At 62.4% G+C, this 24,964-nt stretch carries 27 protein-coding genes; 12 read left to right on the forward strand and 15 right to left on the reverse strand.

What is annotated here, in order from left to right; translation table 11 throughout:
• Window positions 1-2: 2 nt before the first annotated feature.
• A complete protein-coding gene (locus ABWO90_RS04925; RefSeq protein ID WP_353190085.1) occupies window positions 3-1,400 on the reverse strand; it encodes a coproporphyrinogen-III oxidase family protein in 1,398 nt (465 codons plus the stop codon).
• Window positions 1,401-1,987: 587 nt separating this feature from the next.
• Here ABWO90_RS04925 and ABWO90_RS04930 point away from each other — a divergent pair.
• A complete protein-coding gene (locus ABWO90_RS04930) occupies window positions 1,988-2,719 on the forward strand; it encodes a PAS domain-containing protein (protein WP_353190086.1) in 732 nt (243 codons plus the stop codon).
• 127 nt (window positions 2,720-2,846) lie between these two features.
• Here ABWO90_RS04930 and ABWO90_RS04935 read toward each other — a convergent pair whose 3' ends face one another.
• The 6 genes from ABWO90_RS04935 to pmbA all read right to left on the reverse strand — a co-directional run bounded on the left by ABWO90_RS04935 (window position 2,847) and on the right by pmbA (window position 9,005).
• A complete protein-coding gene (locus ABWO90_RS04935) occupies window positions 2,847-3,560 on the reverse strand; it encodes an ABC transporter ATP-binding protein (RefSeq protein ID WP_353190087.1) in 714 nt (237 codons plus the stop codon).
• On the reverse strand, window positions 3,557-4,357 hold the full coding sequence (locus ABWO90_RS04940; RefSeq protein WP_353190088.1) for an ABC transporter ATP-binding protein: 801 nt from the start codon (window positions 4,355-4,357) through the stop codon (window positions 3,557-3,559). The genes ABWO90_RS04935 and ABWO90_RS04940 overlap by 4 nt, the downstream gene beginning before the upstream one ends.
• 18 nt (window positions 4,358-4,375) lie before the next feature.
• Window positions 4,376-5,251 carry a branched-chain amino acid ABC transporter permease gene (locus ABWO90_RS04945; protein ID WP_353190089.1) on the reverse strand — a complete coding sequence of 292 codons (876 nt, stop codon included), beginning with the start codon at window positions 5,249-5,251 and terminating at the stop codon, window positions 4,376-4,378.
• A gap of 13 nt (window positions 5,252-5,264) precedes the next feature.
• The gene (locus tag ABWO90_RS04950) at window positions 5,265-6,146 is read right to left on the reverse strand and encodes a branched-chain amino acid ABC transporter permease (RefSeq protein WP_353190090.1); all 882 of its coding nucleotides are present in this window, start codon (window positions 6,144-6,146) and stop codon (window positions 5,265-5,267) included.
• 130 nt (window positions 6,147-6,276) lie between these two features.
• Window positions 6,277-7,428 (reverse strand): ABC transporter substrate-binding protein, encoded by a 1,152-nt coding sequence (locus tag ABWO90_RS04955; protein WP_353190091.1) that lies wholly within the window; start codon window positions 7,426-7,428, stop codon window positions 6,277-6,279.
• 218 nt (window positions 7,429-7,646) lie between these two features.
• Window positions 7,647-9,005: a metalloprotease PmbA gene (gene pmbA / locus ABWO90_RS04960; RefSeq protein WP_353190092.1), complete on the reverse strand. Its 1,359-nt coding sequence runs from the start codon at window positions 9,003-9,005 to the stop codon at window positions 7,647-7,649.
• A gap of 115 nt (window positions 9,006-9,120) precedes the next feature.
• Between pmbA and yjgA the strand changes: the two genes are divergently transcribed.
• Both yjgA and mog read left to right on the forward strand, forming a co-directional pair.
• Window positions 9,121-9,729 carry a ribosome biogenesis factor YjgA gene (gene yjgA / locus ABWO90_RS04965; RefSeq protein WP_353190093.1) on the forward strand — a complete coding sequence of 203 codons (609 nt, stop codon included), beginning with the start codon at window positions 9,121-9,123 and terminating at the stop codon, window positions 9,727-9,729.
• A complete protein-coding gene (mog, locus tag ABWO90_RS04970) occupies window positions 9,729-10,349 on the forward strand; it encodes a molybdopterin adenylyltransferase (protein WP_502922542.1) in 621 nt (206 codons plus the stop codon). The genes yjgA and mog overlap by 1 nt, the downstream gene beginning before the upstream one ends.
• Before the next feature lie 84 nt (window positions 10,350-10,433).
• On the opposite strand, the gene orn is transcribed toward mog, so the two are convergent.
• Window positions 10,434-11,072 carry an oligoribonuclease gene (gene orn, locus ABWO90_RS04975; RefSeq protein WP_353190094.1) on the reverse strand — a complete coding sequence of 213 codons (639 nt, stop codon included), beginning with the start codon at window positions 11,070-11,072 and terminating at the stop codon, window positions 10,434-10,436.
• Between the two features lie 103 nt (window positions 11,073-11,175).
• Between orn and ABWO90_RS04980 the strand changes: the two genes are divergently transcribed.
• Together ABWO90_RS04980 and rsgA are read left to right on the forward strand one after the other, a co-directional pair.
• Complete coding sequence (locus ABWO90_RS04980; RefSeq protein WP_353190095.1) at window positions 11,176-12,423, forward strand: M48 family metallopeptidase; 1,248 nt, start codon at window positions 11,176-11,178, stop codon at window positions 12,421-12,423.
• Entirely contained in the window at window positions 12,420-13,361 is a 942-nt protein-coding gene (gene rsgA, locus ABWO90_RS04985; protein ID WP_353190096.1) for a ribosome small subunit-dependent GTPase A, read from the forward strand. The genes ABWO90_RS04980 and rsgA overlap by 4 nt, the downstream gene beginning before the upstream one ends.
• 92 nt (window positions 13,362-13,453) lie before the next feature.
• On the opposite strand, the gene ABWO90_RS04990 is transcribed toward rsgA, so the two are convergent.
• The 6 genes from ABWO90_RS04990 to rpsP all read right to left on the reverse strand — a co-directional run bounded on the left by ABWO90_RS04990 (window position 13,454) and on the right by rpsP (window position 17,816).
• Window positions 13,454-14,392, reverse strand: coding sequence for a CobD/CbiB family protein (locus ABWO90_RS04990; protein WP_353190097.1), 939 nt, complete (start codon window positions 14,390-14,392; stop codon window positions 13,454-13,456).
• Between the two features lie 135 nt (window positions 14,393-14,527).
• Window positions 14,528-15,211, reverse strand: a complete 684-nt coding sequence (locus ABWO90_RS04995) for a CoA pyrophosphatase (protein ID WP_353190098.1) — start codon at window positions 15,209-15,211, stop codon at window positions 14,528-14,530.
• Between the two features lie 244 nt (window positions 15,212-15,455).
• Window positions 15,456-15,842 carry a 50S ribosomal protein L19 gene (gene rplS, locus ABWO90_RS05000; protein WP_044455193.1) on the reverse strand — a complete coding sequence of 129 codons (387 nt, stop codon included), beginning with the start codon at window positions 15,840-15,842 and terminating at the stop codon, window positions 15,456-15,458.
• 103 nt (window positions 15,843-15,945) lie between these two features.
• Window positions 15,946-16,725: a tRNA (guanosine(37)-N1)-methyltransferase TrmD gene (gene trmD / locus ABWO90_RS05005; protein WP_353190099.1), complete on the reverse strand. Its 780-nt coding sequence runs from the start codon at window positions 16,723-16,725 to the stop codon at window positions 15,946-15,948.
• Between the two features lie 60 nt (window positions 16,726-16,785).
• Entirely contained in the window at window positions 16,786-17,436 is a 651-nt protein-coding gene (gene rimM, locus ABWO90_RS05010; RefSeq protein ID WP_353190100.1) for a ribosome maturation factor RimM, read from the reverse strand.
• A gap of 128 nt (window positions 17,437-17,564) precedes the next feature.
• The gene (gene rpsP / locus ABWO90_RS05015) at window positions 17,565-17,816 is read right to left on the reverse strand and encodes a 30S ribosomal protein S16 (protein WP_017234865.1); all 252 of its coding nucleotides are present in this window, start codon (window positions 17,814-17,816) and stop codon (window positions 17,565-17,567) included.
• 211 nt (window positions 17,817-18,027) lie between these two features.
• Between rpsP and ABWO90_RS05020 the strand changes: the two genes are divergently transcribed.
• From ABWO90_RS05020 to ABWO90_RS05045, 6 genes are all read left to right on the forward strand, one after another.
• Window positions 18,028-19,242, forward strand: a complete 1,215-nt coding sequence (locus ABWO90_RS05020) for a PQQ-dependent sugar dehydrogenase (protein ID WP_353190101.1) — start codon at window positions 18,028-18,030, stop codon at window positions 19,240-19,242.
• Between the two features lie 9 nt (window positions 19,243-19,251).
• A complete protein-coding gene (locus tag ABWO90_RS05025; protein ID WP_353190102.1) occupies window positions 19,252-19,401 on the forward strand; it encodes a hypothetical protein in 150 nt (49 codons plus the stop codon).
• A gap of 47 nt (window positions 19,402-19,448) precedes the next feature.
• Window positions 19,449-20,258: a DUF4377 domain-containing protein gene (locus ABWO90_RS05030; protein WP_353190103.1), complete on the forward strand. Its 810-nt coding sequence runs from the start codon at window positions 19,449-19,451 to the stop codon at window positions 20,256-20,258.
• Between the two features lie 9 nt (window positions 20,259-20,267).
• Window positions 20,268-20,717, forward strand: coding sequence for a TM2 domain-containing protein (locus ABWO90_RS05035; RefSeq protein ID WP_353190104.1), 450 nt, complete (start codon window positions 20,268-20,270; stop codon window positions 20,715-20,717).
• Between the two features lie 36 nt (window positions 20,718-20,753).
• The gene (locus ABWO90_RS05040; RefSeq protein WP_353190105.1) at window positions 20,754-21,698 is read left to right on the forward strand and encodes a Rossmann-like and DUF2520 domain-containing protein; all 945 of its coding nucleotides are present in this window, start codon (window positions 20,754-20,756) and stop codon (window positions 21,696-21,698) included.
• 186 nt (window positions 21,699-21,884) lie between these two features.
• On the forward strand, window positions 21,885-23,030 hold the full coding sequence (locus ABWO90_RS05045) for a PA0069 family radical SAM protein (protein ID WP_353190106.1): 1,146 nt from the start codon (window positions 21,885-21,887) through the stop codon (window positions 23,028-23,030).
• Between the two features lie 20 nt (window positions 23,031-23,050).
• On the opposite strand, the gene ABWO90_RS05050 is transcribed toward ABWO90_RS05045, so the two are convergent.
• A complete protein-coding gene (locus ABWO90_RS05050; RefSeq protein ID WP_353190107.1) occupies window positions 23,051-23,539 on the reverse strand; it encodes an Lrp/AsnC ligand binding domain-containing protein in 489 nt (162 codons plus the stop codon).
• Between the two features lie 104 nt (window positions 23,540-23,643).
• On the opposite strand from ABWO90_RS05050, the gene ABWO90_RS05055 reads away from it, so the two are divergent.
• Window positions 23,644-24,930, forward strand: coding sequence for a D-amino acid dehydrogenase (locus tag ABWO90_RS05055; protein ID WP_353190108.1), 1,287 nt, complete (start codon window positions 23,644-23,646; stop codon window positions 24,928-24,930).
• Window positions 24,931-24,964: the final 34 nt, after the last annotated feature.

The raw sequence follows: 24,964 nt of genomic DNA on the forward strand, positions 1-24,964 counted from the left end.
ACTTAATGCGCGAAGCGCAATTCGCTGATATTCATATGCCGCTCACCTGAGGTGAGCTGAGAAACGACAAGTCGATTGAGCAACGCTCGCTCATTTTTCGGCATCAGATAGACCATCATGTTCACATACCAATGCCAGCCCAACCGGGTCAGCTCATAGCAATCGACTGACTCGTTGATCATTCCCGCTTCCAGCAACTGCCCGAATCGGTCGCGGACATCCGTCGGCACTCGCGAAAAATCAACGCGTCGCTTATCGACCCTGCCGTGATAGGGCAGTCGCAGAATGACAGGACGCGCATAGTCCAATGCAACGTCATGCTCGCTTATCGATACGGGCAACTCCGCCTGCGCCAGCGTTTGGTGATAAATGGATCTGGAATGCGTGTTGGTCATGAAATGACCGAGGACCGCACTGACGGCATTGACACCGAATCCGAGCAAATCGCAATCGTCGTATCCGTAGACGTGCTCGTGATAGACAAATGAATAGTCGTTGCTCACAACCGTATCTGCAGAGCACGAAGATCGCACGTAGCCGTGACCGTTGTGCGGGGCAAATCCGGCATGGCGCAGGAACTCGTCGGCCAGTGACCTCATCGAGAACTTGCGCGCCGCAGAAGTTGGCGCGTACCCCGCCTTGGCGATCTTCCTGTGAAGCGTCACCTGCGTCATGACGTTGTCGATGGGATAAACGTCGATATTGGTCGTTCCCAAGGCGACTGCCTGCTCGAGATCGCTAAGCATCACTCCTTCATCCGATCCGCTCATGCCGTAAAGCAAATCAAACGACTGGCGCGCAAAACGGGCTGTCAGACACTGCACGGCGGCATGCACCTGGTCCAGGGTGGCCGTCAAGTCGAACATGTCTCGCCAATGCGGGCTGAACGTCTGCAATCCGAACCTTGGATGCGTCACGCCAATCTCGCGCATGGCCTCCGCGCCTTCTGGCGTAAGACTCTTCACTTCGATTTCGAACGAATACTCCTCAATTCGCGAGAGGTCGAAATGATGCCGAATTCGCTCACCAATCCGCCGAATCTGTTCTGGAGACAGCAGGCTAGGCGTTCCGCCACCGAAGAAAATGGCGCGCACGGGCACCGCGCGCAAGTCGACCACCGCCGCTTTCAATTCGATCTCCGTGAGTAAATCGTCAACATACCGATCAACGACATCTGCATTCCGAAATGTCCCACGCGTGAAGGGGCAGAAGCTGCACACCGTCTCGCAGAACGGAATGTGAAAGTACAGCGCTCGCGACTTCGCATGATGATTTGCTTCCCGCAGCACGCTGTCGAAGGACGCCGTTTTACTCGATGCGAGATGTCCCGGATAGAAGAAGTTGTAAATGGGGAATTGCTTGTCGAACTTGAGCAACGTTGCGTCTGCTAATAGCTGCATGGCACCCTCGGATGTTTTGCCCGGTCATAAAGGCGAGACGCGTCGCCTTGCGACGACGCGCCCGCGGCATGCCCTACCAGGCCACCGCGCGAACCTCATCTGATTCACCCGTTTCCAGGAAATCAAATTCACTCAGGATCATGTCCATAGGATTACCTCGCATTGAATAGATTGGAAAAGTTGACATTGATTTCGCCAACGCCTTGCCGCGTTCCGTGCTGAGCTTTGACAAGATGTGATTTGTACAGCGCTGCGTGTGCGATAAGCGCTGCCTATCGATTTCGTCGACACCCGTAAGGAACGCAGCGTCAGACTAAGCGCGACGCTGCCGTTGTCCAATACGTATCGAATACGATGACGGACAGGCTGCGGACCGTCTCCCCAAGTACGGATTGTCAGCGAGAGGATTCGTCCTAAATGGTCGCTCCGGTGCGATCTCGCGATTCTGACGCCCCCCAGAGCCAGCAAGCGGGAGACAGGCATCGGCGGAGAATCGTGACGTGCACCGGACGTGCGATGTCGGCGCTGCCCATGTTCAATGGGAGCGCACGGGTGCCAACAGCCCACACACGCCCCTGGGAGACCACATGGAGTTCGAACTTCCGTCCGGATTACGAAGACTATTTGATGACGCCACCGGAAGCTGGGGCTGCAAGGACAAAACCTCGTCGTTCCTCTACGCCAATGACGCATACGGCAGACTGCTCGGTCTGGCGTCACACGTCGACGTCGTAGGTCGAACTGATTTCGATATGCCGGGAAAGACCGTGGAATGCGCACCCGACTTCCAAGCCCAGGATCGGGAGGTGATGGCAAGCGGCAAGGTGCGACGCATCTTCGACTGGCATCCGTACCGGGACGGGGAATGGCAAGCTCACATCTTCAGCAAAATGCCTCTCGTCAGTGAGACAGGCGAGATCGTCGGCACGATTTTCCACGGCGAGGAGCTCTCGCAATTCTCCGATTTCCAAATACTCGGGACGCTCCTGAGTCAACTTGATGACGGGGGCACGCATACCCCCAATGGCCGCCAAACAAGTTTCTTGCTTGATGTCGCCGACACCCCAGAGCCGGAACTTTCGAGTCGCATGGGAGAAGTTCTCTTCTTTACCGTACGCGGTTGGAGTGCGAAGCGAATCGCCAAAGTCCTCTCGCTCTCGCCCAGGACGGTCGAAGCTCACATCGACACGCTCCGACACCGATTTCAAGCGTGCAACCGTGCGCAACTTATCGAAGCCGCCATGGCCGCCGGATACTTCACCAGAATTCCCGAGACCTTATTTAACCGACAGCTGTCGATCATGTTGAGTTCTTCGTAGCGATATGAACGTCGGCAAATGCAAAACGCGCCGCCCGCTCATGCATGAGCGGGCGGCGCGCAGTGCTACCGATCATTCAGACTTTCGCCTGCGGGCAAGCCCATGGCAACGAGGCTTCAAGCGGCCATCAACCGCCCAAATACGCCTCCAACACCCGCGGATTGCCCAACAGGTTGCGCCCCGTGTCGTCGAGCACGACCTTGCCGGTCTCCAGCACGTAGCCGTGCTGTGCGATCTTCAGCGCCTGCCGCACGTTCTGCTCCACGAGGAAGATCGTCAGGCCGTCGGCGTTGATTTCCTTGAGCGTATTGAAGATGCCCTGCACGATAATCGGCGCCAGCCCCATCGAAGGCTCGTCGAGCAACAGCAAACGCGGACGCGCCATCAACGCACGACCAATCGCCAGCATCTGCTGCTCGCCGCCCGACAGGTTGCCCGCCATCTGGTCGATCCGCTCCGCCAGCCGCGGGAAGCGCTCAAGCACCTTGTCCAGATCGGGCTTCACGTTCTGCTTGTCGCGACGCGTGTAGGCCCCCAGCTCCAGGTTCTCGCGCACGGACATCGTCGTGAGCGTGGCGCGGCCTTCGGCGACCTGCACCAGACCGCGCTGCACGATCTTGTTCGGTGCCAGCCCGCCAATGTCCTCACCTTCGAACAGGATCGTACCCGCCTGCTTCTTGATCAGGCCCGACAACGCCAGCAGCGTGGTCGACTTGCCCGCACCGTTGGCGCCCACGAGCGAGGTGATCTCGTGCTCGCGCAACGCAAAATCGACGCCTTTGACAGCCTCGATATGCCCATAGGCCACCTTCAGGCCCTTCACTTCGAGCAGCGCGCTCATGCCTTGTCCTCCGCGCCAGCCGCCAACGCAGCCACATCGTCGTCGTCATCGCGTCCGAGATAGGCTTCGATGACCTGCGGGTTGTTCTTGATCTCGTCGGGCTTGCCCTCGGCAATGATGCGACCGAAGTTCAGCACCGCGATCCGCTCGCACAGGCCCATCACGAAACGCATGTCGTGCTCGATCATGAAGATCGTGTAGCCACGCGCCTTGATGTTCTCGATCTCGCTCATGAGATCGACCTTTTCACCCGTGTTCATGCCGGCCACGGGCTCGTCGAGCAACAACAGCTTGGGCTCGGTCGCCAACGCACGCGCCAGCTCGAGCTTGCGCTGGTCGCCGTACGACAGGTTGTCCGCAATGTCGTACGCCTTGTGGTCGAGCTTCACCCACGAGAGCAGCTCGTGCGCGCGCTCACGCGAGCGCTTCTCCATGTCGCGGAACCCGGGCAGCGACAGCAGCAGCCCCGCCGGACCATAGGAGAGGTGGCGATGCATGCCCACCACGACGTTCTCGATCAGCGTCATCTCCTTGAAGATGCGGATGTTCTGGAACGTCCGGGCAATGCCGCGCTGCGTGATCCGGTGCGGCTTCTGTCCCACGAGGCTCTCGCCATCGAAGGTGATGCTGCCACCCGTAGGCTGCAGCAGCCCGGTGATCAGGTTGAAGACGGTCGTCTTGCCGGCACCGTTCGGGCCGATCAGGCCGAAGATGGTGCCTTGCGGCACTTCGATGTTCACGTCCTGCAGCACGTGAAGACCGCCGAAACTCTTGGAAATGTTGGAAAGCTTTAGCATGTCGTGTCCCCCGTCCGCTTACGTGGAAGAGGCCGAACGCGTCTTGCCGGCACCGAACCAACGACGAAAACGCATCGGGTCCCAGATGCCCTTGGGCAGGAACAGCACGATCAGCACCAGGATCAGGCCGTTGACCACAAGACGGAAGTCGTTGAACGCACGCAGCAACTCCGGCAACAGCGTAAGGATGGTGCTACCGAGCACCGGCCCCACGAGGCCGTTGATGCCGCCGAGAATGGCCATCGTCAGAATCTCGACGCCCCGGTCGAAGCCGAATTCGTTCGGCCCGATGAAAAACGTCAGATGCGCATTGAGCGCGCCCGCCAGACCGGCAAGCACGGCGCCCAGCACGAAGGCGAGCATCTTGTAGCCGGTGACGTTGATGCCCATGAGGCCCGCCGCCGTCTCGTCTTCCTTGATGGCTTCGAAGGCGCGACCCACCTTCGAGCGGCGCAAACGCCACAGCACCAGCAGCGCGATCACGACCGCACCGGCCACATGCCACCACTGGGTGAGTTGCGGAATGCCGTTCAGGCCCAGCGCACCCCCGGTCAGGTCCTCGGTGTTGAGGATCAGCACACGCACGACTTCGCCGAAGCCAAGCGTAGCCATCGCAAGGTACACGCCCGACAGACGCAGCGTCGGCTTGCCGATGATGAACGCGACGAGCGCCGGCGCCGCCATGCCGCCCGCAAGCGAAATGGCAAACGGTGTCTCGTAGTTCATGGTGAGCAGCGCGGCGGTGTACGCCCCGATGCCCATGAACGCGGCATTGGCCATCGCCAGCATGCCGCACGAGAGCGTGAGGTAAATCGACAGGGCCAGCAGCGCGTTGGTGCCAAGAGTCAGCACCAGGTTGCTGTAAACCGCCCAGAAATTATTGAACCAGTCCATTGCGCCCCCGTGATTACGCTTTGCGTTCGAGCACTTTGCCGAACAACCCCTGCGGACGCACCAGCAGGATCAGGAACAGCAGGCCGAACGCTACCGCGTCGCGCATGTTCGAACCGATATACGCGACCGACATGACTTCGGCGAAGCCCAGGAACAGGCCACCGATCATCGCACCGCGAATGTCGCCCATGCCGCCCAGAATGATCACCGCGATCCCCTTGTGCAGCATCGGCTGCCCCATGAGCGGGAACACGGCGTTGGAATACAGCCCGATCAGCACACCGGCCATGCCGCCCAGCCCCGCCGCGGCGAACGACGTCGCGAGGAACAGCCCCTCGACGTTGATTCCGAGCAGATAGGCTGCCTTCGGCGATTCGGCAATGGCACGCAGCGCGCGGCCCAGTTGCGTTCTCTTGATCGTGGTGATGAGCACCGCCATCAACGCGAACGAGACGAAGATGATCGCGAGTTCCAGCACGGTCATGTGCACGCCGGCCACCGTGATGGTGTCCTGCGAGACGACGTCGTACGGGAAGCGCAGGTTCTCCGCACCGAAGATGCCCTGCACACCGTTGTTGAGCAGAATGCCCACACCGATGGTGGCGATCATCGGAATCAGGTGAGGCGCACCGCGTTTGCGCAAGGGTTTGAGCACGAGCACGTCGATGAGCAGCCCGAGCGAACCCGCGACGATCACCGCCGTGACGATGGCCGCCCACAACGGCAGGTGCAGGCGAACGACGGCCTGCAGCGCGGCGTAAGCACCGACCATGAAGACCGCGCCGTGCGAGAGATTGATAACGCCGAGGATGCCGAACACGAGTGTGAACCCGAGCGCGAACAAGGCGTACACGCACCCGAGGGAGAGCGCGTTGACGAGTTGCTGTTCCAGCATGGTGTGTATTCCAGCCTGAGGGACGGAGGCGCGCACCGCGCGGGGGTGCGGCGTGCGCCAGAAACGCCGATGGGCGTAGCGCCTTTCGGCCCTACGCCCATGCGGACTTCTTCAAGTACTGCCGGGCTGCTTACTTCTCGATGACGTACTTGCCGCCCTTCGTCACGCTGACGATCGGCGCCTGTTGCGCATCGTAGCCAGCCGGCTTGCCGTTCTTGCCCGTCGCCTGACGGAACGCGAACTTGCCCGTCGCGCCGTCATGCGTGACCTTCGGCAGCGCATCGCGCAGGGCCTTGCGGTCAGCTTCGAGGTTGCCCGAGATCTTCACGTTCTTGATCGCGCCGGCAGCGATGTACATCGCGTCGTACGCCTGCGCAGCGAACTGGTCCGGCGCCACGTTGTACTTGGCCTTGTAGGCGCCAATGAACTTGGTGTTGGCCGGGGTGTTGTTCTCGATCGACCACGGGCTACCCACCCACAGACCGTCCGAGCTGCCCTTGGCCAGGTCGAACACCTTGACCGAGTTCATGCCGTTGCCGCCGATGAACGGCACGTTGATACCCAGTTGACGGGCCTGCACCATGATCGGCGCGCCTTCGGCGATCAGCGCCGACAGCACGATGGCGTCCGGATTGCTCGCCTTGATCTTCGTGAGCTGTGCCTTGAAGTCCACGTCGCCCTTGGCGAACGTCTCGGTCGTGGTGACCGGGATCTTCAGGTCTTCGAGCGCCTTCTTGAAGTTGTCGTAACCGCTCTTGGTAAAGACGTCGTCGTTACCATAGAGCACGGCGACCTTCTTGATACCGGTGTGCTTGGCCGCGACCTTGATGGTCTCCGGCAGCACGTCGGCTTCGGTCACCGAGTTACGGAAAATGTAGTCGCCGATCGACGTGATGCCGTCAGCCGTATTCGAGGTACCGAACGCCACCGTCTTGCCGGCTTGCGCGATCGGATCGGCGGCCTGCGCCGAGTTCGACAGCGTCGGGCCGAACACCATGAGCACCTTGTCCTGGAAGATCAGCTTCTTGAAGACGTTGATCGCCTCTTCCTTCTTGCCCTGCTCGTCTTCGACTTGCAGTACGAGCTTGTTGCCGTTGATGCCGCCGGCGGCGTTGATTTCGTCAGCGGCGAGCTGGAAACCGTTCTTGATGGCCGCGCCATACTGCGCAGCACCGCCCGACAGAGCCTCGGCCACGCCGATCTTCAGATCGGCTGCGTGGGCCGCAGCCACCATCCCCGTAGCGACAAGCGCGCTCAGCAACTTGGTCATGGTGCTTTTCATGAGTCCTCTTCCTCCAATACCTAGTCTCTAGTTATGAGAAGGCGCGCCTTATGAGCGCGCCCATTACCCTAACCACCGTATCCATTCTTAAGCCTTAGCTTAAGAAAACTCCTAAGCATAACGCAAACTGCTGGCAACGGACACGGCAAATGGGGTTTTGCCCCGTTATGGCGCATAAATGCAACGCGTTTATGGCGCCATAACCGATTTTTGCAGCATCAATGACCGGCAATGGTCATTTGTTCAATCAGGATTGACCCGACCTCCTTGGTCCCGCGCACGAGCGTGTCGGCGCCAATGGCCACGATCTGGCGGAACATGTCGTTCAGGTTGCCCGCCAGCGTGATTTCCTCGACGGGGTACTGAATCTCGCCGTTTTCCACCCAGAAACCCGAAGCGCCGCGTGAATAGTCGCCCGTCACGTAGTTCACGCCCTGCCCCATCAACTCGGTTACCAGCAGACCGGTGCCGAGCTTGCGCAGCATGGCGCGGAAGTCGTCGGTCGGCGCCGTGAGCTTGCTGTACATGCGCAGATTGTGCGAGCCACCGGCGTTACCGGTCGTCTGCATGCCCAGCTTGCGGGCCGAGTAGGTCGAGAGGAAGTAGCCTTGCACGACGCCGTCGCGCACCACATCGCGCGAGCGCGTCTTCACGCCTTCTTCGTCATAGGGCGCGCTGCCCATGGCGCGCGGCACGTGCGGGTCTTCGTGGATATTCACGTGGTCGGCAAACACCGGCTTGCCCAGCGTGTCGACCAGGAAAGTGGCCTTGCGGTAAAGGGCCCCGCCGCTGACACCCTGCACGAACGCCCCGAGCAGGCCCGCAGCCAGCGGTGCCTCGAACAGCACCGCGCATTTTCGGGTGGACAACTTGCGGGCGTTCAGGCGGGCCAGAGCGCGCTCGGCCGCATAACGGCCGATGGCTTCCGGCGAGGCCAGATCCCCGGAGGCACGCTTGGACGAATACCAGTCGTCGCGCTGCATATGGCTGCCGGAACCGGCGATCGGCGAGACCGACAGGTAGTGACGCGAGTACGGATAGCCCGAAAGGAAACCGCGGGTCGTGCCCAGCATGAACTGCGAGTGCTGGGCGGAAACGCCGGCGCCTTCGGAGTTGCGGATCAGCGGACTCACGTCCAGCGCTGCCTTTTCGGCGCGGCGGGCCAGCTCGACTGCCTCGTCGGCCGTAATCTCCCACGGGTGGAAGAGCGACAGATCCTGCGGATGCATTTCCAGCAATTCGGACTCCGCCAGTCCGGCGCAGTCGTCTTCGGCCGTGAAGCGCGCAATGTTGTAGGCGGCATCGACCGTGTCGTGCAACGCCTTGCGCGAGAAATCCGACGTGCTGGCGTTGCCGCGACGCTGGCCGATAAAGACGGTGACGCCAACCAGCTTGTCGCGGTTGCGCTCGATGGTCTCGACCTTGCCGCGTCGCACCGAAACCGAGAGCCCGTCGCCCTCGGAGATCTCGGCTGCCGCGTCGGTGGCGCCGAGCGAACGCGCGTATGCCAATACGTCGCTGATGATTTCCTTGAGTTGATCCTGGGTATGCGTGAAGTGCTGGGTCGCTTGGGACATCGGCGCGATTCGGTCGGTAGCTGAATAGGAACCGCCATCTTAGCGCGACTTCCACGCCATCGTGCGTAGGCCCGACAACTATTTGGACGTCGCGCGCCGCGTTACAATAGCGGCTATGACGCACATTCAACGCTTTAACCGTATCGCCCACAGCGAGCTTTCCGACGAAGGCCCGAGCAAATCCCAGCGCAAGCGCGAGTCGCACGCCTTGCAGGATCTGGGCGAAGAACTGGTCAACCTGGCCAAGGACGCGCTCGCCCGCGTGCCGATGCCCGAAAACCTCGAGCAGGCCGTTCGCGACTGCCGCAAGATCACCGCGCACGAAGGCCGTCGCCGCCAAATGCAGTACGTCGGCAAGCAGATGCGCACGCTGCACGAGTCCGAAGTTCAGGCAATTCAACAGGCGCTCGACGTGATCAAGGGCGTTTCCAAGGCGGAAACGGCCAAGCTGCACGCGCTCGAGCGCTGGCGCGAACGCCTGTTGGCCAAGGACGAGGCCCTTACCGAGCTGGTCGCCCAGCATCCGGCGGCCGACGCCCAGCAACTGCGCACGCTCATTCGGAACGCCCGCCGCGAGCAAGCCGCGCAAAAGCCGCCCAAGGCGTTTCGCGAGCTGTTCCAGGCACTCAAGGACCTGCTCGGCACCGGCTCTGTCAGCGCCGAGTCTTCGGAAGAGCCCGAGACCGATCTGCCGGAATTCCCAACCCGCGAGGAAGATTACTGATGGTCGCCCGTTCCCATCCGGACGAGCTTCGCGTAGGCCTCGTCTCGATCAGCGATCGGGCGAGCCAGGGCACGTATGAAGACCAGGGCATTCCGGCCCTTCAGGCGTGGCTTGGCAGCGCGCTCACGTCGCCGTGGGTGACCGAGGCCCGCCTGATCCCGGACGACGCCGAAGGCATCACCGCCACCCTGGTCGAACTGGTCGACACGATGCAGTGCGATCTGGTGCTCACGACCGGCGGCACCGGCCCGGCCCGACGCGACGTCACCCCCGAAGCCACGCTTCGCGCGGGAACGAAGGAGATGCCCGGTTTCGGCGAGCAGATGCGCCAGATCAGCCTGCGTTTCGTGCCGACGGCGATTCTGTCCCGACAGGTCGCGGTGATCCGTGAGACGGCAGACCACGCGGCCCTCATCATCAACCTGCCCGGCCAACCCAAGTCGATCAAGGAAACGCTCGAAGGGCTGCGCGACGCGGACGGCAAGTCCGTCGTGCCCGGCATTTTCGCTGCCGTGCCGTATTGCATCGATCTGATCGGCGGCCCGTACATCGAGACCGACGACGCCGTGTGCAAGGCCTTCCGCCCGAAGAGCGCGATCCGGGCACCGAAGCCGGCTTGACCGAGCGGTCCCGGCTCACCGGAAGCGCCATAAGAAAAACGCCAGCGAATTCGCTGGCGTTTGCTTTGGAACACGAGTGACGCGTCAGACCGGTGTGGCGGTCGGCGCACCGTTGGCGCCCGGGACTTCCGTCTTCAGGAAGTGCTCGCGGTAGTAGACCAGTTCGTCGATCGACTCGTGGATATCGGCCAGCGCCGTATGGGCGGCGCGTTTCGTGAAGCCCTTGTAGACGGTCGGTTCCCAGCGGCGGCACAACTCCTTGAGCGTGCTGACGTCCAGATTCCGGTAGTGGAAGAACGCTTCGAGCTTGGGCATGTAACGCGCCATGAAGCGGCGATCCTGGCAGATCGAATTGCCGCACATCGGCGACTTGTTGGGTGGCACGTATTGCGACAGGAATTCGATCAGTTGCGCCTCGGCCGACGCCTCATCGACACTCGATGCCTTCACGCGGTCGATCAGGCCCGAGCGGCCATGCGTCGACTTGTTCCAGTCGTCCATGCCGTCGAGCACGGCGTCGGACTGGTGGATCGCGAACACCGGGCCTTCGATACGACGCGTGAGGGCCGAGTCGGTCACGACGACGGCCACTTCGATGATCCGGTCGCTGTCCGGCTGCAGACCGGTCATTTCCATGTCCAGCCAGACCAAATTGAATTCGGCGCGCGCGAGCGTCGGTTGGGCGTCAGCGGGGGTGGGATTTTGGGATGGAATGACGGACATGATCGGAACACTCTGGAAAACGCATCGGTGGGCGACCAGGCTAGGCGCCTGACCGGTCGAAAGAACTTATAATTCTCGCATACTTCAGATTCCTACCAAGCGCATGTTCACTTATCTCTTCGTGATCTTCCTGCTGGCGATGGTCATGACCAAGCTCTGGCTGGCGGCCCGTCAGATCCGGCACGTCGTTGCCCATCGAGCCGCCGTTCCCGAGCGGTTCGCCGACACGATCACGCTGACCGACCACCAACGCGCCGCTGACTACACGGTCGCGCGCACGCGTCTGGGCATGGCCGAGATCTTCGCGCAGGCAGTGCTGCTCGTGGCCTTTACGCTGCTGGGCGGGTTGAGTTTCCTGCACCTCGGCATTTCGGAGTGGCTCGGCGAGGGCTATGTCGGCCAGATCGCGCTGATCGCCGCCGTCCTGCTGATCTCCGGCATCGTCGACCTGCCTTTCACTTACGTGCGGCAATTCGTCATCGAACAGCGCTTCGGCTTCAACCGCATGTCGCTGGGCCTGTTCATCGCGGACATGATCAAGGGCACCGCAGTGGGCATCGCGCTCGGCTTGCCGCTGCTGTTCGTCGTGTTGTGGCTCATGGATCGTGCCGGCCCGCTGTGGTGGCTGTACACCTGGGTCGTTTGGGTGGCCTTCAATCTTTTCGTGCAATTCATCTTCCCGCACGTCATCGCGCCGATGTTCAACAAGTTCGAGCCGCTCGCCGACGCGTCGCTCGCGCAGCGCATCGAAGGCCTGATGCAGCGCTGCGGATTCGCCGCACGCGGCCTGTTCGTGATGGACGGCTCCAAGCGCTCGGCGCACGGCAACGCCTATTTCAGCGGGTTCGGCCGCGCCAAGCGCATCGTGTTCTTCGATACGCTGATCGAGCGTCTGTCGCCGGCGGAAATCGAGGCAGTGCTGGCCCATGAGCTGGGGCACTTCAAGCGTCGGCACATTACCAAGCGCCTGATCGTGGCATTCGCCCTGTCGCTGGTGTTCCTCGCCCTGCTCGGCTGGCTCAGCGGCCGCGTGTGGTTCTACACCGATCTGGGCGTCATGCCGTCGATGACCGGCAGCAACAATGCGCTGGCGCTGGTCCTGTTCTTCCTCGTACTGCCGGTGTTCGGCTTCTTCGCCAGCCCGCTGAGCAGCCTCACCTCGCGCAAACACGAATTCGAGGCCGACGCTTTCGCGGCCAGCCAGACGCAGGCCAGCGACCTCGTGAACGCCCTCGTGAAGCTGTATCAGGACAACGCATCGACGCTCACGCCCGACCCCGTCTATACCGCGTTCTACTATTCCCATCCGCCCGCGTCGCAACGCATCGACCGACTGCTGGGGCACGCATGAAGCGCGGTTTCAAGGGGAAGGCCTCGCCGGTCGAGACGACCGCGCAGGAGCGACGACTCGGTCGCGTGACGGCAGCTCACGGCCGCCACTATGTCGTGGAAGCCGACGACGGCGAAACGGTGCTGTGCTTTCCGCGCGGCAAGAAGAGCGAAATCGCCGTGGGCGACGAAGTCGCATGGGCGCGCACAGGCGATCAGGGCGTGATCGAAGAGATTTTGCCGCGCCGCAATTTGCTCTATCGTTCGGATCAATTCAAAAGCAAGCTGTTCGCGGCCAACATCGACCAGTTGGTCATCATGCTGGCGACGGAGCCGTACTTCAGCGAAGACTTGCTCGGTCGCGCCCTGGTCGCGGCCGAAGCGAACGAGTTGCGCCCGCTGATCGTGCTCAACAAGACCGACGTGATTGGCGCGCTACCGGCCGCTCGTGAGCGACTGGCCCCCTATCGCGCGCTCGGGTACGACGTGCTCGAACTTTCCGTGAGAGCCGATCCTGAGGCGGCGAAGGCGTTGTTGCTGCCGCGTCTGGCCCATCAGGCTTCGCTCCTGCTGGGACAGTCGGGCATGGGGAAGTCGAGCCTGGTCAATCTCGTTGTGCCCAACGCCGACGCCGCCACGCGCGAGATTTCCACAGTGCTCAATTCGGGCAAGCACACGACGACCTTCACGCGAATCTTCCATCTGCCAGAAGGCGGACTGCTCATCGACTCGCCCGGCTTTCAGGAGTTTGGCCTGCACCACCTCAAGGAAGGCGCGCTGGAACGCGGATTCCCCGAGTTCCGCCCCTTGCTCACGGGATGCCGGTTCTACAACTGCCATCATCTGAAGGAGCCGGGCTGCGCCATTCTCGAAGCCGTCGCCGACGGGCGGATATCTGCACAGCGTCATGCACTCTATGCCCAACTGGTCCACGAATCGGAGCAGCAGATTCCGTATTGACGCCGTGTATTTGCGACAGCCGAATCGCAGAGACTGTCGCCGCTGAAACAAAAAACCCCGCAAAAGCGGGGTTTTTTATTTGCATGACCGAATCAGCCGAGCCAGACGGCGAGAGTCAGCAGCAGCAAGAGCAGCATCCACAGCAACACCGCACGCCACACCAGACCGACGGCGGCCTGAAGCGTACGCGGGGTGCATTCGCTGCCGACCGGCAGCACGGCGTCGTCGCCCTGATTCAGCGCGTCGACGCTCGACACTTCCGCCAGCGGCCCCGTCAGGCGTGCCCCCAGCGCACCGCTGCCGGCGGCCAACAAGATGCCTTCATTCTCGTTCGGCCACTGCTTGGCGTAGTGACGCCACGCGTAAATCGCGTCCTCGAAGTTACCCACGATGGCGAATCCGATGGCCGTCAATCGCGCTGGCACCCAGTCGATGATATGGAAGGCCTTGCGTGCAAACGAGCCAAACCCCGGGCTGCGATCCGGGGCCGCCTCCGTCCAGCGACGCGACAGATACTCGGCCAGACGGTAAAGCACTGCGCCCGCCGGCCCCACCGGCATCAGGAACCAGAAGAACACGCCGAAGACGTGGCGATGCGAAGCGATCACAGCGTGCAACAACGTGTGGCGCACGATCTCATCGACCGGCATGTCCACGGTGTCGATGCCGATCCACTGACGCAAGATCTCACGAGCTTCGTTGACGTTGTCGTTATTCAACGCGACGTGAATGTCGGTGAAGTAGTGGCTGAACTGACGAAAACCCATCGTCAGATAAACGATGAGCACGTTCCATGCAAAGCCCAGGAAAATGTTCACCCGCATGAGCAGGTAATAGATCACGCCGACCGCCAGCACGAACGGCAGCACAACAACCAGCCACGCCAGCACGCCATGACGCGGCTGGCCGGCGTCAAACGTCTGCGAGGTGTGCGTCGCGTGGGAGCGAATCAGGTTGTAGATCGGGTTTTGCGTGGAGAGGGCACGCACCTGCTCTAGGATCAGCGCGAGGAGTACCGAAAAGAATGTCATGCGTGCGATCAGATCACCGGACGGAATGATGTAACGATAGCACAGCTTCGCGCAAATGCCCGTCCCAAGCGCCTGCGCGACGCACCTCTCGCAGCCTTCAGGCTGACATTTCGCGCGAACGCTCCATGCTTCGCGTCAGGCCCGCAAGAGTTGGTAGAAGTTGCGCAACATGCCGGCCGTCGCGCCCCAGATGAAGTACTCGCCGCCGGTCGGCCGCGGATAAGGCATGGCGTAGAACCGACGTTCCCCCACCTGATAATTGAACACGCGTATCTGGTGATGCGCCGGATTCATGAGGAAGTCGAGCGGCACCTCGAAGATTTCGTCGACCTCGCCAACATCGGCCACGAGGTCGAACGGCGGCGTCACCAACCCGACGACCGGTGCGACGCGAAAGCCGGTCCCCGTGACATAGTCCGGCAGGCGCCCAATCACTTCCACCGCTCCCGAATCGAGGCCGATCTCTTCGCGCGACTCACGCAAAGCCGTGGCGATCAACGTCGGATCGTCGGGCTCGCGGCTGCCCCCAGGAAAACTCACCTGCCCGGCATGCGTGCTGAGGTGTTGCGTGCGTCGGGTCAGCAACACGGTCGTGCCGTGCGGGCGCATGACCAGCGGCACGAGTACCGCAGCGGCGCGTGGCGTAAATACCGGTGGCGCAACGAGCTCGATGGTGCCGGTTTCCGGCGTCCAGATCGGCGGGCTTGCGAGACGGTCTCGTAACGCTTTGGGAGTCAACCGCTCCGCCGGCACCGGCTCGCCCTCGCCCGTCGAGACGATGGGTAAGGCTTCAGGATGCAGGATGAGGGGTGGCGCCACGTAGACCTTTGAACGATGGACAACTTTGCTATTTTAACGAGGAAGCGAAAAATGCGTGCACGCGAAGAAAATGGCAATTCCCCGGCAATTCAACGCATTCGATTGCGATGACGCACCGCCGCAACGGCGTGCGTCGTGACCAACAGCGGAGCGCGCAAACAAAAAAAGCACCCCGGAGGGTGCTTTTTCCATGCGGCTTTGGCTGCGCCCGGCCACGAGGTCGCCAGGCGTAGCGGCGTCCGACTTACTCGGCAGCAGCAGGCTTGCTCTTGAACGTGAGCTTTTCCTTGATACGTGCCGACTTGCCCGAACGCTCGCGCAGGTAGTACAGCTTGGCGCGACGAACGTCACCGCGACGCTTGACTTCGATGCTGGCGATCAGCGGCGAGTACGTCTGGAACGTACGCTCAACGCCTTCACCCGACGAAATCTTGCGAACGATGAAGCCCGAGTTCAGGCCACGGTTACGCTTGGCGATCACGACGCCTTCGTAAGCCTGAACGCGCTTGCGGTTACCTTCAACCACGTTCACGTTGACGATCACGGTGTCGCCCGGGGCGAATTCGGGGATCGTCTTGTTCGCGGTCAGACGCGCGATTTCTTCCTGCTCGATCTTGGCGATCAGATTCATTTACCACTCCTTGTGCCATCGTATCGGCGTTATATACCGGCGAGCCGGCCCCGACAGAGGATGGGTTCAAACCGAGTGCCGTCCCCATGACGACACCCGCTGCCTACTTGGCCGGTACGTTGGACGTATCGGCTCGCAGGCTTGCCAGCCATGCCTCGTCGGCACGACTGAGCAATCCGCTGGCGCGCGCAGTCTCGATCAGATCGGGGCGCTTGCGCCAAGTATTGGTCAACGCCTCACGGCGCCGCCATTTTTCAATCTCGGCGTGATGCCCGCCCAACAGCACATCGGGCACGCGCACGCCTTCGTATTCTTCCGGCCGCGTGTAGTGCGGACAATCCAGCAGTCCGTTGACGAAGCTATCCTGCTGCGCCGACTGCTCGTCATTCAACGCGCCCGGCAGCAACCGGATCACCGAATCCATCAGCGCCATGGCGGGCAACTCACCGCCCGACAACACGAAATCGCCAACGCTGACTTCCTCATCCACCACACGATCGATCAGGCGCTGATCGATGGCTTCGTAGCGACCGCAAAGCAGAATCAGACCCTGCTCCTGCTCGCGCAACTCCACAACGCGGCGATGCGTCAGCGGCTTGCCTTGCGGCGACATCAGCAACACCCGACCACGAGGCACACCCGCTTCCGCTTGCGCGGCTTTGGCGGCTGCGATCGCGTCGTCCAGCGGCTTGGCGAGCATCACCATGCCCGGACCACCGCCGTAGGGCCGATCGTCGATCGTGCGGTAATTGTTATGCGTGAAATCACGCGGATTCCAAAACCGCAGACCGTAGCGCGACTGCTTGAGCGCCCGGCTGGTGACGCCCCAGTCGGTCAGTGCCCGAAACATCTCGGGAAAGAGCGTGACGACGTCAAACTGCATCAGACCGGTTCCGTTCAGAGGTGCCCGGGCAAAACAACGACCGGGCGGTCAATCGGTATCTCAATAGTCCAGGCCCCAGTCGACCACGATGCGCCCCGCGTCGGTATCGACGGTCTGCACATATTGGCCAACGAACGGGATCAGACGCTCGGCGGTCTTCGCCGGCTTGTCGTCGGCGGCCGGCACCTCGTAGGCGACGCGCAACACCGTGTGCACGCCGTTATCGAGCAACCCGACTACCTTGCCAAGCACTTCGTCCTGCAAATTCGTAACCTGGGCGCCGATCAGGTCGACCCAGTAAAACTCATCGTCTCCCGCAGTCGGGAACGCACTGCGCGGCACCCAGACCTGAAGTCCCTTGAGGGCTTCCGCGGCCGTCCGGTTGTCGCTGCCGCGCAGTTGCGCGACGACAGTTCCGGAATGCGCCCGGCTGTACATGACTTCAGCCTTGCTGAAATCGGAATTGCCGGGGCGGCACAAGTACCAACGATCTGCGGACAAGAGGCTTTCGCCCTCGCCCGTGTGCGGCTGCACCTTGATCCAGCCGCGAATTCCATAGGCGTCGCCGATGTAGCCCAGCTCGACGAGGTCGTCGGGCACTTCGGTCACAGGTGCGAGCACCTGCTCGGCGCGCGTGCCGGCGGCGCGTCGTGCTTCAGCACCGATTTTCAGCGGTACCCGCTCACGTGCGGGTCGGGCAGAACGAACCATGCCAATCCAACGTTGTGACGAACACACGGCGGTGCCCGCTCCAGATCGCTCGGGAGCAGGCACCGCCGTTCAATTCTCATGCCATCGGCAGGCCGACAGCAATGCGTACAGCTTGATCCGCTGAAAGCTTAGGCAGCAGCCTTGGCGCCTTGCTTGATCAGACGAGCCACGGTCGGCGACAGTTGTGCGCCAACGCCTTGCCAGTACGTCAGACGGTCTTGCGCAATGCGCAGACCTTCCGTGCCTTCGGCAGCGACCGGGTTGTAGAAGCCAATACGCTCGATGAAGCGGCCATCGCGGCGATTACGCGAGTCGGTTGCAACGATGTTGTAGAACGGGCGCTTCTTCGCGCCGCCGCGAGCAAGGCGGATAACGACCATAATAAATCCTTGTGAATCCAGAAGTGTTCGGACAGAAAACGCGTGATTATAGCGCAAAACCCCCGTCAAAACAAACACTTCCCAAGCCGCCGATCGAATCCCCCTCAACCGCCTATCTAATAGAGAGCGTGCATGCCGTTCACAGGCCACTGACGGCCAGCGTGGGCACTGGTCTACAATGCACCCATCCTTTGTGCGAAGCGAGTCCGACATGCGACGATTCCCCGATGGATGGCTCTCCTCCCAGCGCACCGACGCTCGGCCCTGGCCGGTGCGGTTCGCCCGGTGGGCTGCCGGCCTCCGTCGCCATGCTCGCCACGTCGGCCTGCTGGTCGCCGCCGCACTGGTCCTTGCCCCCGCTTTCGCAGCCCCGCGCGACGCCCTGCCCATCGAACGCCTGTCCCTGCCACCCGGCTTCCACGTCGAGGTCCTCTCCGACCAGGTTCCGGGCGCTCGCGGGATGGCGCTCGGCCCGAAAGGCACGTTATTCGTTGGCAGCCGCGCCCAAGGCGTCGTCTATGCGATCACGCTGGATCCCTCGCGCGCCTATGCGGCCAAGGTTCGTACGATCGCGTCGGGGCTGAACATGCCCGTCGGCGTTGCGATGCGCAATGGCGCCCTTTACGTCTCGGCCGTCTCACGCATCGTCAGACTCGACGACATCGAGAACCGCCTGGACGATCCCCCCAAACCCGTCGTCGTCTACGACAAGCTCCCCAGCGAAACCCATCACGGATGGCGGTATATCGCCTTCGGCCCGGATCAGCGTCTCTATGTCGGCGTCGGCGCGCCCTGTAACGTATGTCGGCGTGACGAAAACCGTTACGCCATGATCGGCAGCTTGCGCCCCGACGGCAGTGACTGGCGGGTCGTCGCCCGAGGTGTACGCAATTCGGTGGGTTTCGACTGGCAACCGGGCACGAACACGCTCTGGTTCACCGACAACGGCCGCGACGAGTTGGGCGACGACGTGCCCGACGACGAACTCAACAAGTTGACGCGCACGGGCGAACACTTCGGTTTTCCGTACTGCCACGCAGGCGACGTCGCCGATCCCGAGTTCGGGCACCTGCGGACCTGTTCCGCCTTCACGCCGCCGGCGGCGAAGCTCGGCGCGCACGTTGCGGCCCTCGGCATGCACTTCTATACAGGCAAGCAGTTCCCCGAAGACTACCGCGGCAGCATTTTCATTGCGGAGCACGGTTCATGGAATCGGAGTCGCAAGGTGGGCTACCGTGTCGTTCGCGTGGTGCTCGATGCCAAGGGTAACGCCATCCGGCAGGAAGTCTTTGCGCAGGGCTGGCTGGGAGACGACGAATCGGTCTGGGGCCGTCCGGTCGATTTGCTGCCCCTGCCCGACGGGTCGCTGCTCATCAGCGACGACTACGCCGGTGCCATCTATCGCATTACGTATCGAAAGCCGTGAGGTGACCGGATGACGCATCATCGACAGTCAATTCGCAATGCCCGCAACGCCCCCGCCATCCACGCCAATGCCGCCGAGGAACTGAGTCGGGGTGTCTTCGGTCAACCTTTCATGGCACTCACGGCGCCGGTCGGACACGCTTCGCGCAGTCCGTCGTGACAGATTCGCCGTCCCTGCCCCCTGCGCAACCACTTCCATACAAGATCATGACCCAACGCCTACTCTCGTTCCTGCCCTCCTCGTTTGCCACCTATATGGCGACACTGTTGGTGCCCGCCGCCTTACTCGCCGGTTGCGCAGCGCCATCGGGCGGCGGCGCCAATCCGGCGACGGGGGCGTCCGGCGGCACGGCAGCCGCCACCGCGCCGGCCGACCTGCTCGGTACATGGCAACTCATGACATGGGAAGGCCCCGGCGACATCCCCAGCCTGCCGGAAGGTCGTGCGATCAACCTTACGTTCAATGACAAGGGGGCGTTCTCCGGGACTGGCGGATGCAATCGCATCTTCGGTCAGTACAAGGTCGGCCCGGCCAACGGTCAGTTGACGATTCAGGCACCGGCGTCCACGCGCATGGCTTGCGCCGATTCGATGGCATTCGAAGACCGCTATCTGAAAACGCTGCCGCGCGTGACGAATTTCGAGCGTCGCGACACGCAACTGGTCCTCACGGCCCAGGGCGGCGAAACACTTACCTATGCCGCGCAAACGCTGCTCAACCGGACGGTCGCCGGCGCCAACGGTTCGAAGGCCGAGGACCGTGTGCTGGATGTCGACTCCCAAATGGCAGACTGCGTTGGCGTAGCGCCGCGCAAGTGCTTGCGGGTGCGCAACGCCGATGATTCCGGCAAAGCGCCGTGGGAGCTTTGGTACGCCAACATCGATGGATTCGACTGGAAGCCCGGCGTAGAATACCGCGTGAAAATTCACGGCGAGCCCGTCGCCAATCCGCCTGCCGACGCTTCGAGCATGCGCTGGACGCTTGTCGAAGTCATCCGCGAAACGCCTGCCCGATAACGATTCAAAATGAACGCAGTCGCTTACAAATCCAAGACCCTCACCGCCGGACTGGCAATGCTGTTCGGCACGCTCGGCCTGCATCGCTTCTATCTGTATGGCTTGCGTGACCGATTCGGCTGGGCCCACCTCGTGGGATCTGCCTGCGGTGTTGCCGGTTGGGGATTGTTGGTCACGAGCGAGCTGCGTTCGCCTGCGGGATGGGCCCTCACGATTCTGGGCGCCATCTCGCTGTTTTCTGCATTTCTTGCCGCGATCGTCTACGGACTGCGCCCCGACGAGCGCTGGAATGCCCAATTCAATTCGGGTGCCCAACACAAGTCGCGCTCCGGCTGGACCGCCGTGATCATCGTGGCCATTTCGCTGTTCGTGGGCGCCATGCTCATGATGTCCGGCTTCGCCGTTGCGTTTCAGACCTACTTCGAAACGCACGACACGCCGAATCGCCTGTCGCAATAATCGACACAACGGCGCCCACTGCTGCCACACCACCCCGTGACGACGACCACTTCCCGCGCTCCCCGCCCGACGCTCGGCTTCATCGGGGCCGGCCGCGTCGCACGTGCCCTCGCAAACGCGGCCGCAAATGCGGGATATGAGGTGACCGCGATCGCCAGCCGACGCGCCGACACCGCGCAACGCCTCGCGTCTTCGCTGCCGCGATGCACGGCCCTGCCGATCGACCGTCCCGAGGACATGAACGCCGTGTTCTCCCGCGCCGATCTCGTCTTTCTGACCGTGCCGGACGACGCCATCGCCGCGTGCGCATCGCATCTCGCCCCGAAGCCCGGTCAGGCGCTGGTGCATTGCAGCGGCGCGTCGGAAGTCGCGCTGCTCGCCCCAGCCGCCGAACATGGCGCACAGATCGGGGGCTTCCACCCGCTGTTCCTCTTCGCAGGTCTCGACGACGACGCCGAACGCCTTTCCGGGAGCACGATCACGATCGAGGCCGACGGCCACCTCGACGAGACGTTGCGCACCTTGGCAAATGCCATTGGCTGTCGAACCCTGTCGATCCCGGCTGGCGAGCGCATGCGATATCACGCGGGGGCAAATTATGCCGCCAGCTTCCTGCTCTGCCTGCTCGACGAAGCCACCGAGCTTTGGCAAGCGATCGGCATGCCGGCTGACGACGCACGCCACGCCATGTGGCCGCTCGTCATGGGAACGCTCGCCGCCGCCCGCGAACGCGGGCTTTCCGGCGCCCTGGCCGGCCCGGTATCGCGCGGCGACGCCGGCATCGTGACCCGTCACACGGAAGCGCTTGCCTCCCTCGGCAGCAACCACGCGACGCTGTATTCGCTCCTGACGATCCGCGCGATTCGACTCGCCCGCCAGCGTCCAGGGGCCGACAACGCAGCGCTCGACGCGATCGCCCGGGCCATCGCCCCGTATGTGCCTCCCGTGTCGCCACCAACAGCGCCCGACGCAGACGCCTGACCACGCGAAGCCAGTCCGCCACGCCTCACGCCTCGTCGCCCAAGGCCGGAACAGACCGGCCACGCCCCTCGTCTGATACGTCCACATCTTCGCCCCCGAATACTGTATAAAAACACAGTATAATGAGATGCAATCCTCGCGAATGTCCAACATTCGCGCGCCGGACTGCTTTCAAGGAGACGAATCATGGCTTCCTCATTCGCGCCACCCGCGTCGCGCAAGGGCCGAGGCGCCACAGCCAACCTGGAATCCCGCTTTTCCGAGTTCCACCGCGAAAGCGACGAAACCCGGCACGAATCGGACGCAGCCCAGGAATGCGAGGTCAAATTCGTGACGCACGTCGCGCTGGAGAACGCTCGCACCATCATCTCCCGCAACACGTCGTCGGATATTCCCTTCGACCGCTCGATCAATCCCTACCGCGGATGCGAGCACGGTTGCACCTATTGCTTCGCGCGCCCCACGCACGCGTATCTCGGCCTGTCGCCGGGCCTCGACTTCGAAACACGCCTGTACGCCAAACACAATGCGGCCGAGCGACTCGATGCCGAACTGCGCAAGCGCGGCTACCAGCCCGCCCTGCTCGCGCTCGGCGCCAACACCGATCCCTATCAACCCATCGAGCGCGAATACGGCATCACACGAAGCGTGCTGGAGGTGCTCGAGCGGTTCGGCCACCCCGTCGGCATCACGACAAAATCCGCGCTGGTCACCCGCGACATCGACATCCTGTCGCGAATGGCCCAGCGCGGCCTCGTCCGGGTATTCATTTCAGTGGGAACGCTCGACGCGGACATTGCACGCAAGATGGAGCCTCGCGCCAACACGCCGGCGCGCCGGATCGAAGCCATCCGGAAGTTGACGGACGCAGGGATTCCCACGGGCGTCATCGTGGCGCCGATCGTGCCGGCGCTCACGGATTTCGATATTGAACGCGTGCTGACGACAGCATCCGAGGCCGGCGCCTCCTACGCGGCATACGTCATGTTGCGGCTACCGCGGGAAGTGCACGACGTGTTCGTCGAATGGCTGGAGGCGAATTACCCGATGCGGGCGCGCCACGTCATGAGCCTGATCGAGCAGGTACGTGACGGCAAACACAACAGTTCGGAATTCGGCACCCGGATGAAGGGCACCGGCCTGCACGCCGAGCTGATCCGGCAGCGCTTCCATCTGGCGGCTCGCAAATTGGGGCTCAATCAGGCACGTCCGCCACTGCGCAACGATCAGTTCCGAGTGCCGCCCCCCTCCCCCCCGAGGGCGTCCTCGACCGCCGATCCGGCGGTATCCGATGTGCGCGCCAGCACCGACCCGCAGTTACCGCTCTTTTAGCGCCCCACGGCGACCGACGCTCACTCGTCCACGGAGATGGTGAGCGTTTCCTTGATTTCTTCCATCACGACGTAACTCTTCGACTGCACCGCCCCCGGCAGTTGCAGGAGGATGTCGCCCAACAGCTTCCGATACTCGGACATCTCCCTGATACGCGCCTTGATCAGATAGTCGAAGTCGCCGGAGATGAGATGGCACTCCATGACTTCGGGAATTCGCAGGACCTCCCGGCGGAACTGATCGAACATATTTCCCGACTTGTGATCGAGCGTGATCTCCACGAACACCAGCAGCGCCGCCCCGAGCGCCGCCGGATTGACACGCGCGAAATACCCCATGATCACGCCGTCGCGCTCCATGCGCTTCACCCGCTCGATACATGGCGTGATCGAGAGCCCGACCTGCTCGGAGAGGTCTTTCATCGACATCCGGCCGTCCTGCTGGAGCAGCGTCAGGATGCGTCGATCGAGTCGATCCAGCGTTCGGACGGATTGCTGCTGAACTCTCATGAATTATTCCTGAATCCTGGAGATATACATTAACTAAACCTAGTGATCCGAGAATAGCATGCGAATTATTACTGGATAACTATGGTTTTACAGGAGTCAACGCAATGAAGGTCATCGTTCTCGGCAGCGGCGTCATCGGCGTCACCAGCGCGTACTACCTGGCGAAGGCCGGGCACGACGTCACGGTGCTCGATCGTCAGGCAGGGCCGGCGCTCGAGACCAGCTTCGGCAACGCCGGCCAGATTTCGCCGGGGTATGCGTCGCCGTGGGCTGCGCCGGGCATTCCGACGAAGGCCATCAAGTGGTTGTTCCAGAAACACGCCCCGCTCGCCATTCGTCCGGACGGCACGCTCACGCAGCTCAAGTGGCTCTATCAGATGCTGCGCAACTGCACACCGGAGCGTTATGCCGTCAATAAGGAACGCATGGTGCGCATCGCCGAATACAGCCGCGATTGCTTCCGCTCGCTGCGTGCCGAGACCGACATTCCTTACGAGGGCCGTCAGGCCGGTACGTTGCAACTGTTCCGCACGGAGGAGCAGTTGGCAAACGCCGCGCGCGACATCGCCGTGCTCGAGGAGGCGGGCGTGCCGTTCGAACTCCTCGACAGCGCCGCCCTTGCCAGCGCCGAACCCGCCCTGGCCGCCGTCTCGCACAAGCTCACCGGCGGCCTGCGCCTGCCGAATGACGAAACGGGCGACTGCCAGTTGTTCACTACGCGTCTGGCGGCAATGGCCGAAGCCCTTGGCGTGAAATTCCGCTACGACATGCCGATCGACGCCCTGCAAGTTGCCGGCGACAAGATCGAGGGCGTGGTGTGTGCCGGCATGATGCAGCGCGCCGACGCCTACGTGGTGGCACTCGGTTCGTACTCCACACCGTTCCTGCGCGGCATCGTCGACATTCCGGTGTATCCGCTCAAGGGCTATTCGATCACCGTACCGATCGTGGACGCGCAACGTGCACCGGTCTCGACCGTGCTCGACGAAACGTACAAGATCGCGGTCACGCGCTTCGACGACCGCATCCGCGTGGGCGGCATGGCCGAAGTCGTCGGCTATGACAAAACGCTGAAGCCGGCACGCCGCGCCACGCTGGAAATGGTCGTCAACGATCTGTATCCCGGCGCAGGCAATACGGCCGAAGCCTCGTTCTGGACCGGCCTGCGTCCGATGACACCCGACGGCACACCGATCGTCGGCGCCACCGCGCTGCGCAATCTGTTCCTGAACACCGGACATGGCACGCTCGGCTGGACAATGTCCTGCGGCTCGGGCCAGTTGCTGGCCGACCTGATGTCCGGGCGCCGGCCAGCGATCCTGGCCGACGACCTCTCGGTGGCGCGCTACAGCGATGCGCCCGACGCGCAAGCCCAACCGGCTTTCGCCTGACCAGTCAACGGCACCTTCGGGTGCCGTTTTTTAT

This window comes from Pandoraea pnomenusa (assembly GCF_040391475.1).
GTDB lineage: Bacteria > Pseudomonadota > Gammaproteobacteria > Burkholderiales > Burkholderiaceae > Pandoraea > Pandoraea pnomenusa_C.

What these genes read in the sequence shown, in the direction of transcription:
- ABWO90_RS04925 (WP_353190085.1), bottom strand. Translation starts at nt 1,400, where the DNA reads ATGCAGCTATTAGCAGACGCAACGTTGCTCAAGTTCGACAAGCAATTC.
- ABWO90_RS04930 (WP_353190086.1), top strand. Translation starts at nt 1,988, where the DNA reads ATGGAGTTCGAACTTCCGTCCGGATTACGAAGACTATTTGATGACGCC.
- ABWO90_RS04935 (WP_353190087.1), bottom strand. Translation starts at nt 3,560, where the DNA reads ATGAGCGCGCTGCTCGAAGTGAAGGGCCTGAAGGTGGCCTATGGGCAT.
- ABWO90_RS04940 (WP_353190088.1), bottom strand. Translation starts at nt 4,357, where the DNA reads ATGCTAAAGCTTTCCAACATTTCCAAGAGTTTCGGCGGTCTTCACGTG.
- ABWO90_RS04945 (WP_353190089.1), bottom strand. Translation starts at nt 5,251, where the DNA reads ATGGACTGGTTCAATAATTTCTGGGCGGTTTACAGCAACCTGGTGCTG.
- ABWO90_RS04950 (WP_353190090.1), bottom strand. Translation starts at nt 6,146, where the DNA reads ATGCTGGAACAGCAACTCGTCAACGCGCTCTCCCTCGGGTGCGTGTAC.
- ABWO90_RS04955 (WP_353190091.1), bottom strand. Translation starts at nt 7,428, where the DNA reads ATGAAAAGCACCATGACCAAGTTGCTGAGCGCGCTTGTCGCTACGGGG.
- pmbA (WP_353190092.1), bottom strand. Translation starts at nt 9,005, where the DNA reads ATGTCCCAAGCGACCCAGCACTTCACGCATACCCAGGATCAACTCAAG.
- yjgA (WP_353190093.1), top strand. Translation starts at nt 9,121, where the DNA reads ATGACGCACATTCAACGCTTTAACCGTATCGCCCACAGCGAGCTTTCC.
- mog (WP_502922542.1), top strand. Translation starts at nt 9,729, where the DNA reads ATGGTCGCCCGTTCCCATCCGGACGAGCTTCGCGTAGGCCTCGTCTCG.
- orn (WP_353190094.1), bottom strand. Translation starts at nt 11,072, where the DNA reads ATGTCCGTCATTCCATCCCAAAATCCCACCCCCGCTGACGCCCAACCG.
- ABWO90_RS04980 (WP_353190095.1), top strand. Translation starts at nt 11,176, where the DNA reads ATGTTCACTTATCTCTTCGTGATCTTCCTGCTGGCGATGGTCATGACC.
- rsgA (WP_353190096.1), top strand. Translation starts at nt 12,420, where the DNA reads ATGAAGCGCGGTTTCAAGGGGAAGGCCTCGCCGGTCGAGACGACCGCG.
- ABWO90_RS04990 (WP_353190097.1), bottom strand. Translation starts at nt 14,392, where the DNA reads ATGACATTCTTTTCGGTACTCCTCGCGCTGATCCTAGAGCAGGTGCGT.
- rplS (WP_044455193.1), bottom strand. Translation starts at nt 15,842, where the DNA reads ATGAATCTGATCGCCAAGATCGAGCAGGAAGAAATCGCGCGTCTGACC.
- trmD (WP_353190099.1), bottom strand. Translation starts at nt 16,725, where the DNA reads ATGCAGTTTGACGTCGTCACGCTCTTTCCCGAGATGTTTCGGGCACTG.
- rimM (WP_353190100.1), bottom strand. Translation starts at nt 17,436, where the DNA reads ATGGTTCGTTCTGCCCGACCCGCACGTGAGCGGGTACCGCTGAAAATC.
- rpsP (WP_017234865.1), bottom strand. Translation starts at nt 17,816, where the DNA reads ATGGTCGTTATCCGCCTTGCTCGCGGCGGCGCGAAGAAGCGCCCGTTC.
- ABWO90_RS05020 (WP_353190101.1), top strand. Translation starts at nt 18,028, where the DNA reads ATGCGACGATTCCCCGATGGATGGCTCTCCTCCCAGCGCACCGACGCT.
- ABWO90_RS05025 (WP_353190102.1), top strand. Translation starts at nt 19,252, where the DNA reads ATGACGCATCATCGACAGTCAATTCGCAATGCCCGCAACGCCCCCGCC.
- ABWO90_RS05030 (WP_353190103.1), top strand. Translation starts at nt 19,449, where the DNA reads ATGACCCAACGCCTACTCTCGTTCCTGCCCTCCTCGTTTGCCACCTAT.
- ABWO90_RS05035 (WP_353190104.1), top strand. Translation starts at nt 20,268, where the DNA reads ATGAACGCAGTCGCTTACAAATCCAAGACCCTCACCGCCGGACTGGCA.
- ABWO90_RS05045 (WP_353190106.1), top strand. Translation starts at nt 21,885, where the DNA reads ATGGCTTCCTCATTCGCGCCACCCGCGTCGCGCAAGGGCCGAGGCGCC.
- ABWO90_RS05050 (WP_353190107.1), bottom strand. Translation starts at nt 23,539, where the DNA reads ATGAGAGTTCAGCAGCAATCCGTCCGAACGCTGGATCGACTCGATCGA.
- ABWO90_RS05055 (WP_353190108.1), top strand. Translation starts at nt 23,644, where the DNA reads ATGAAGGTCATCGTTCTCGGCAGCGGCGTCATCGGCGTCACCAGCGCG.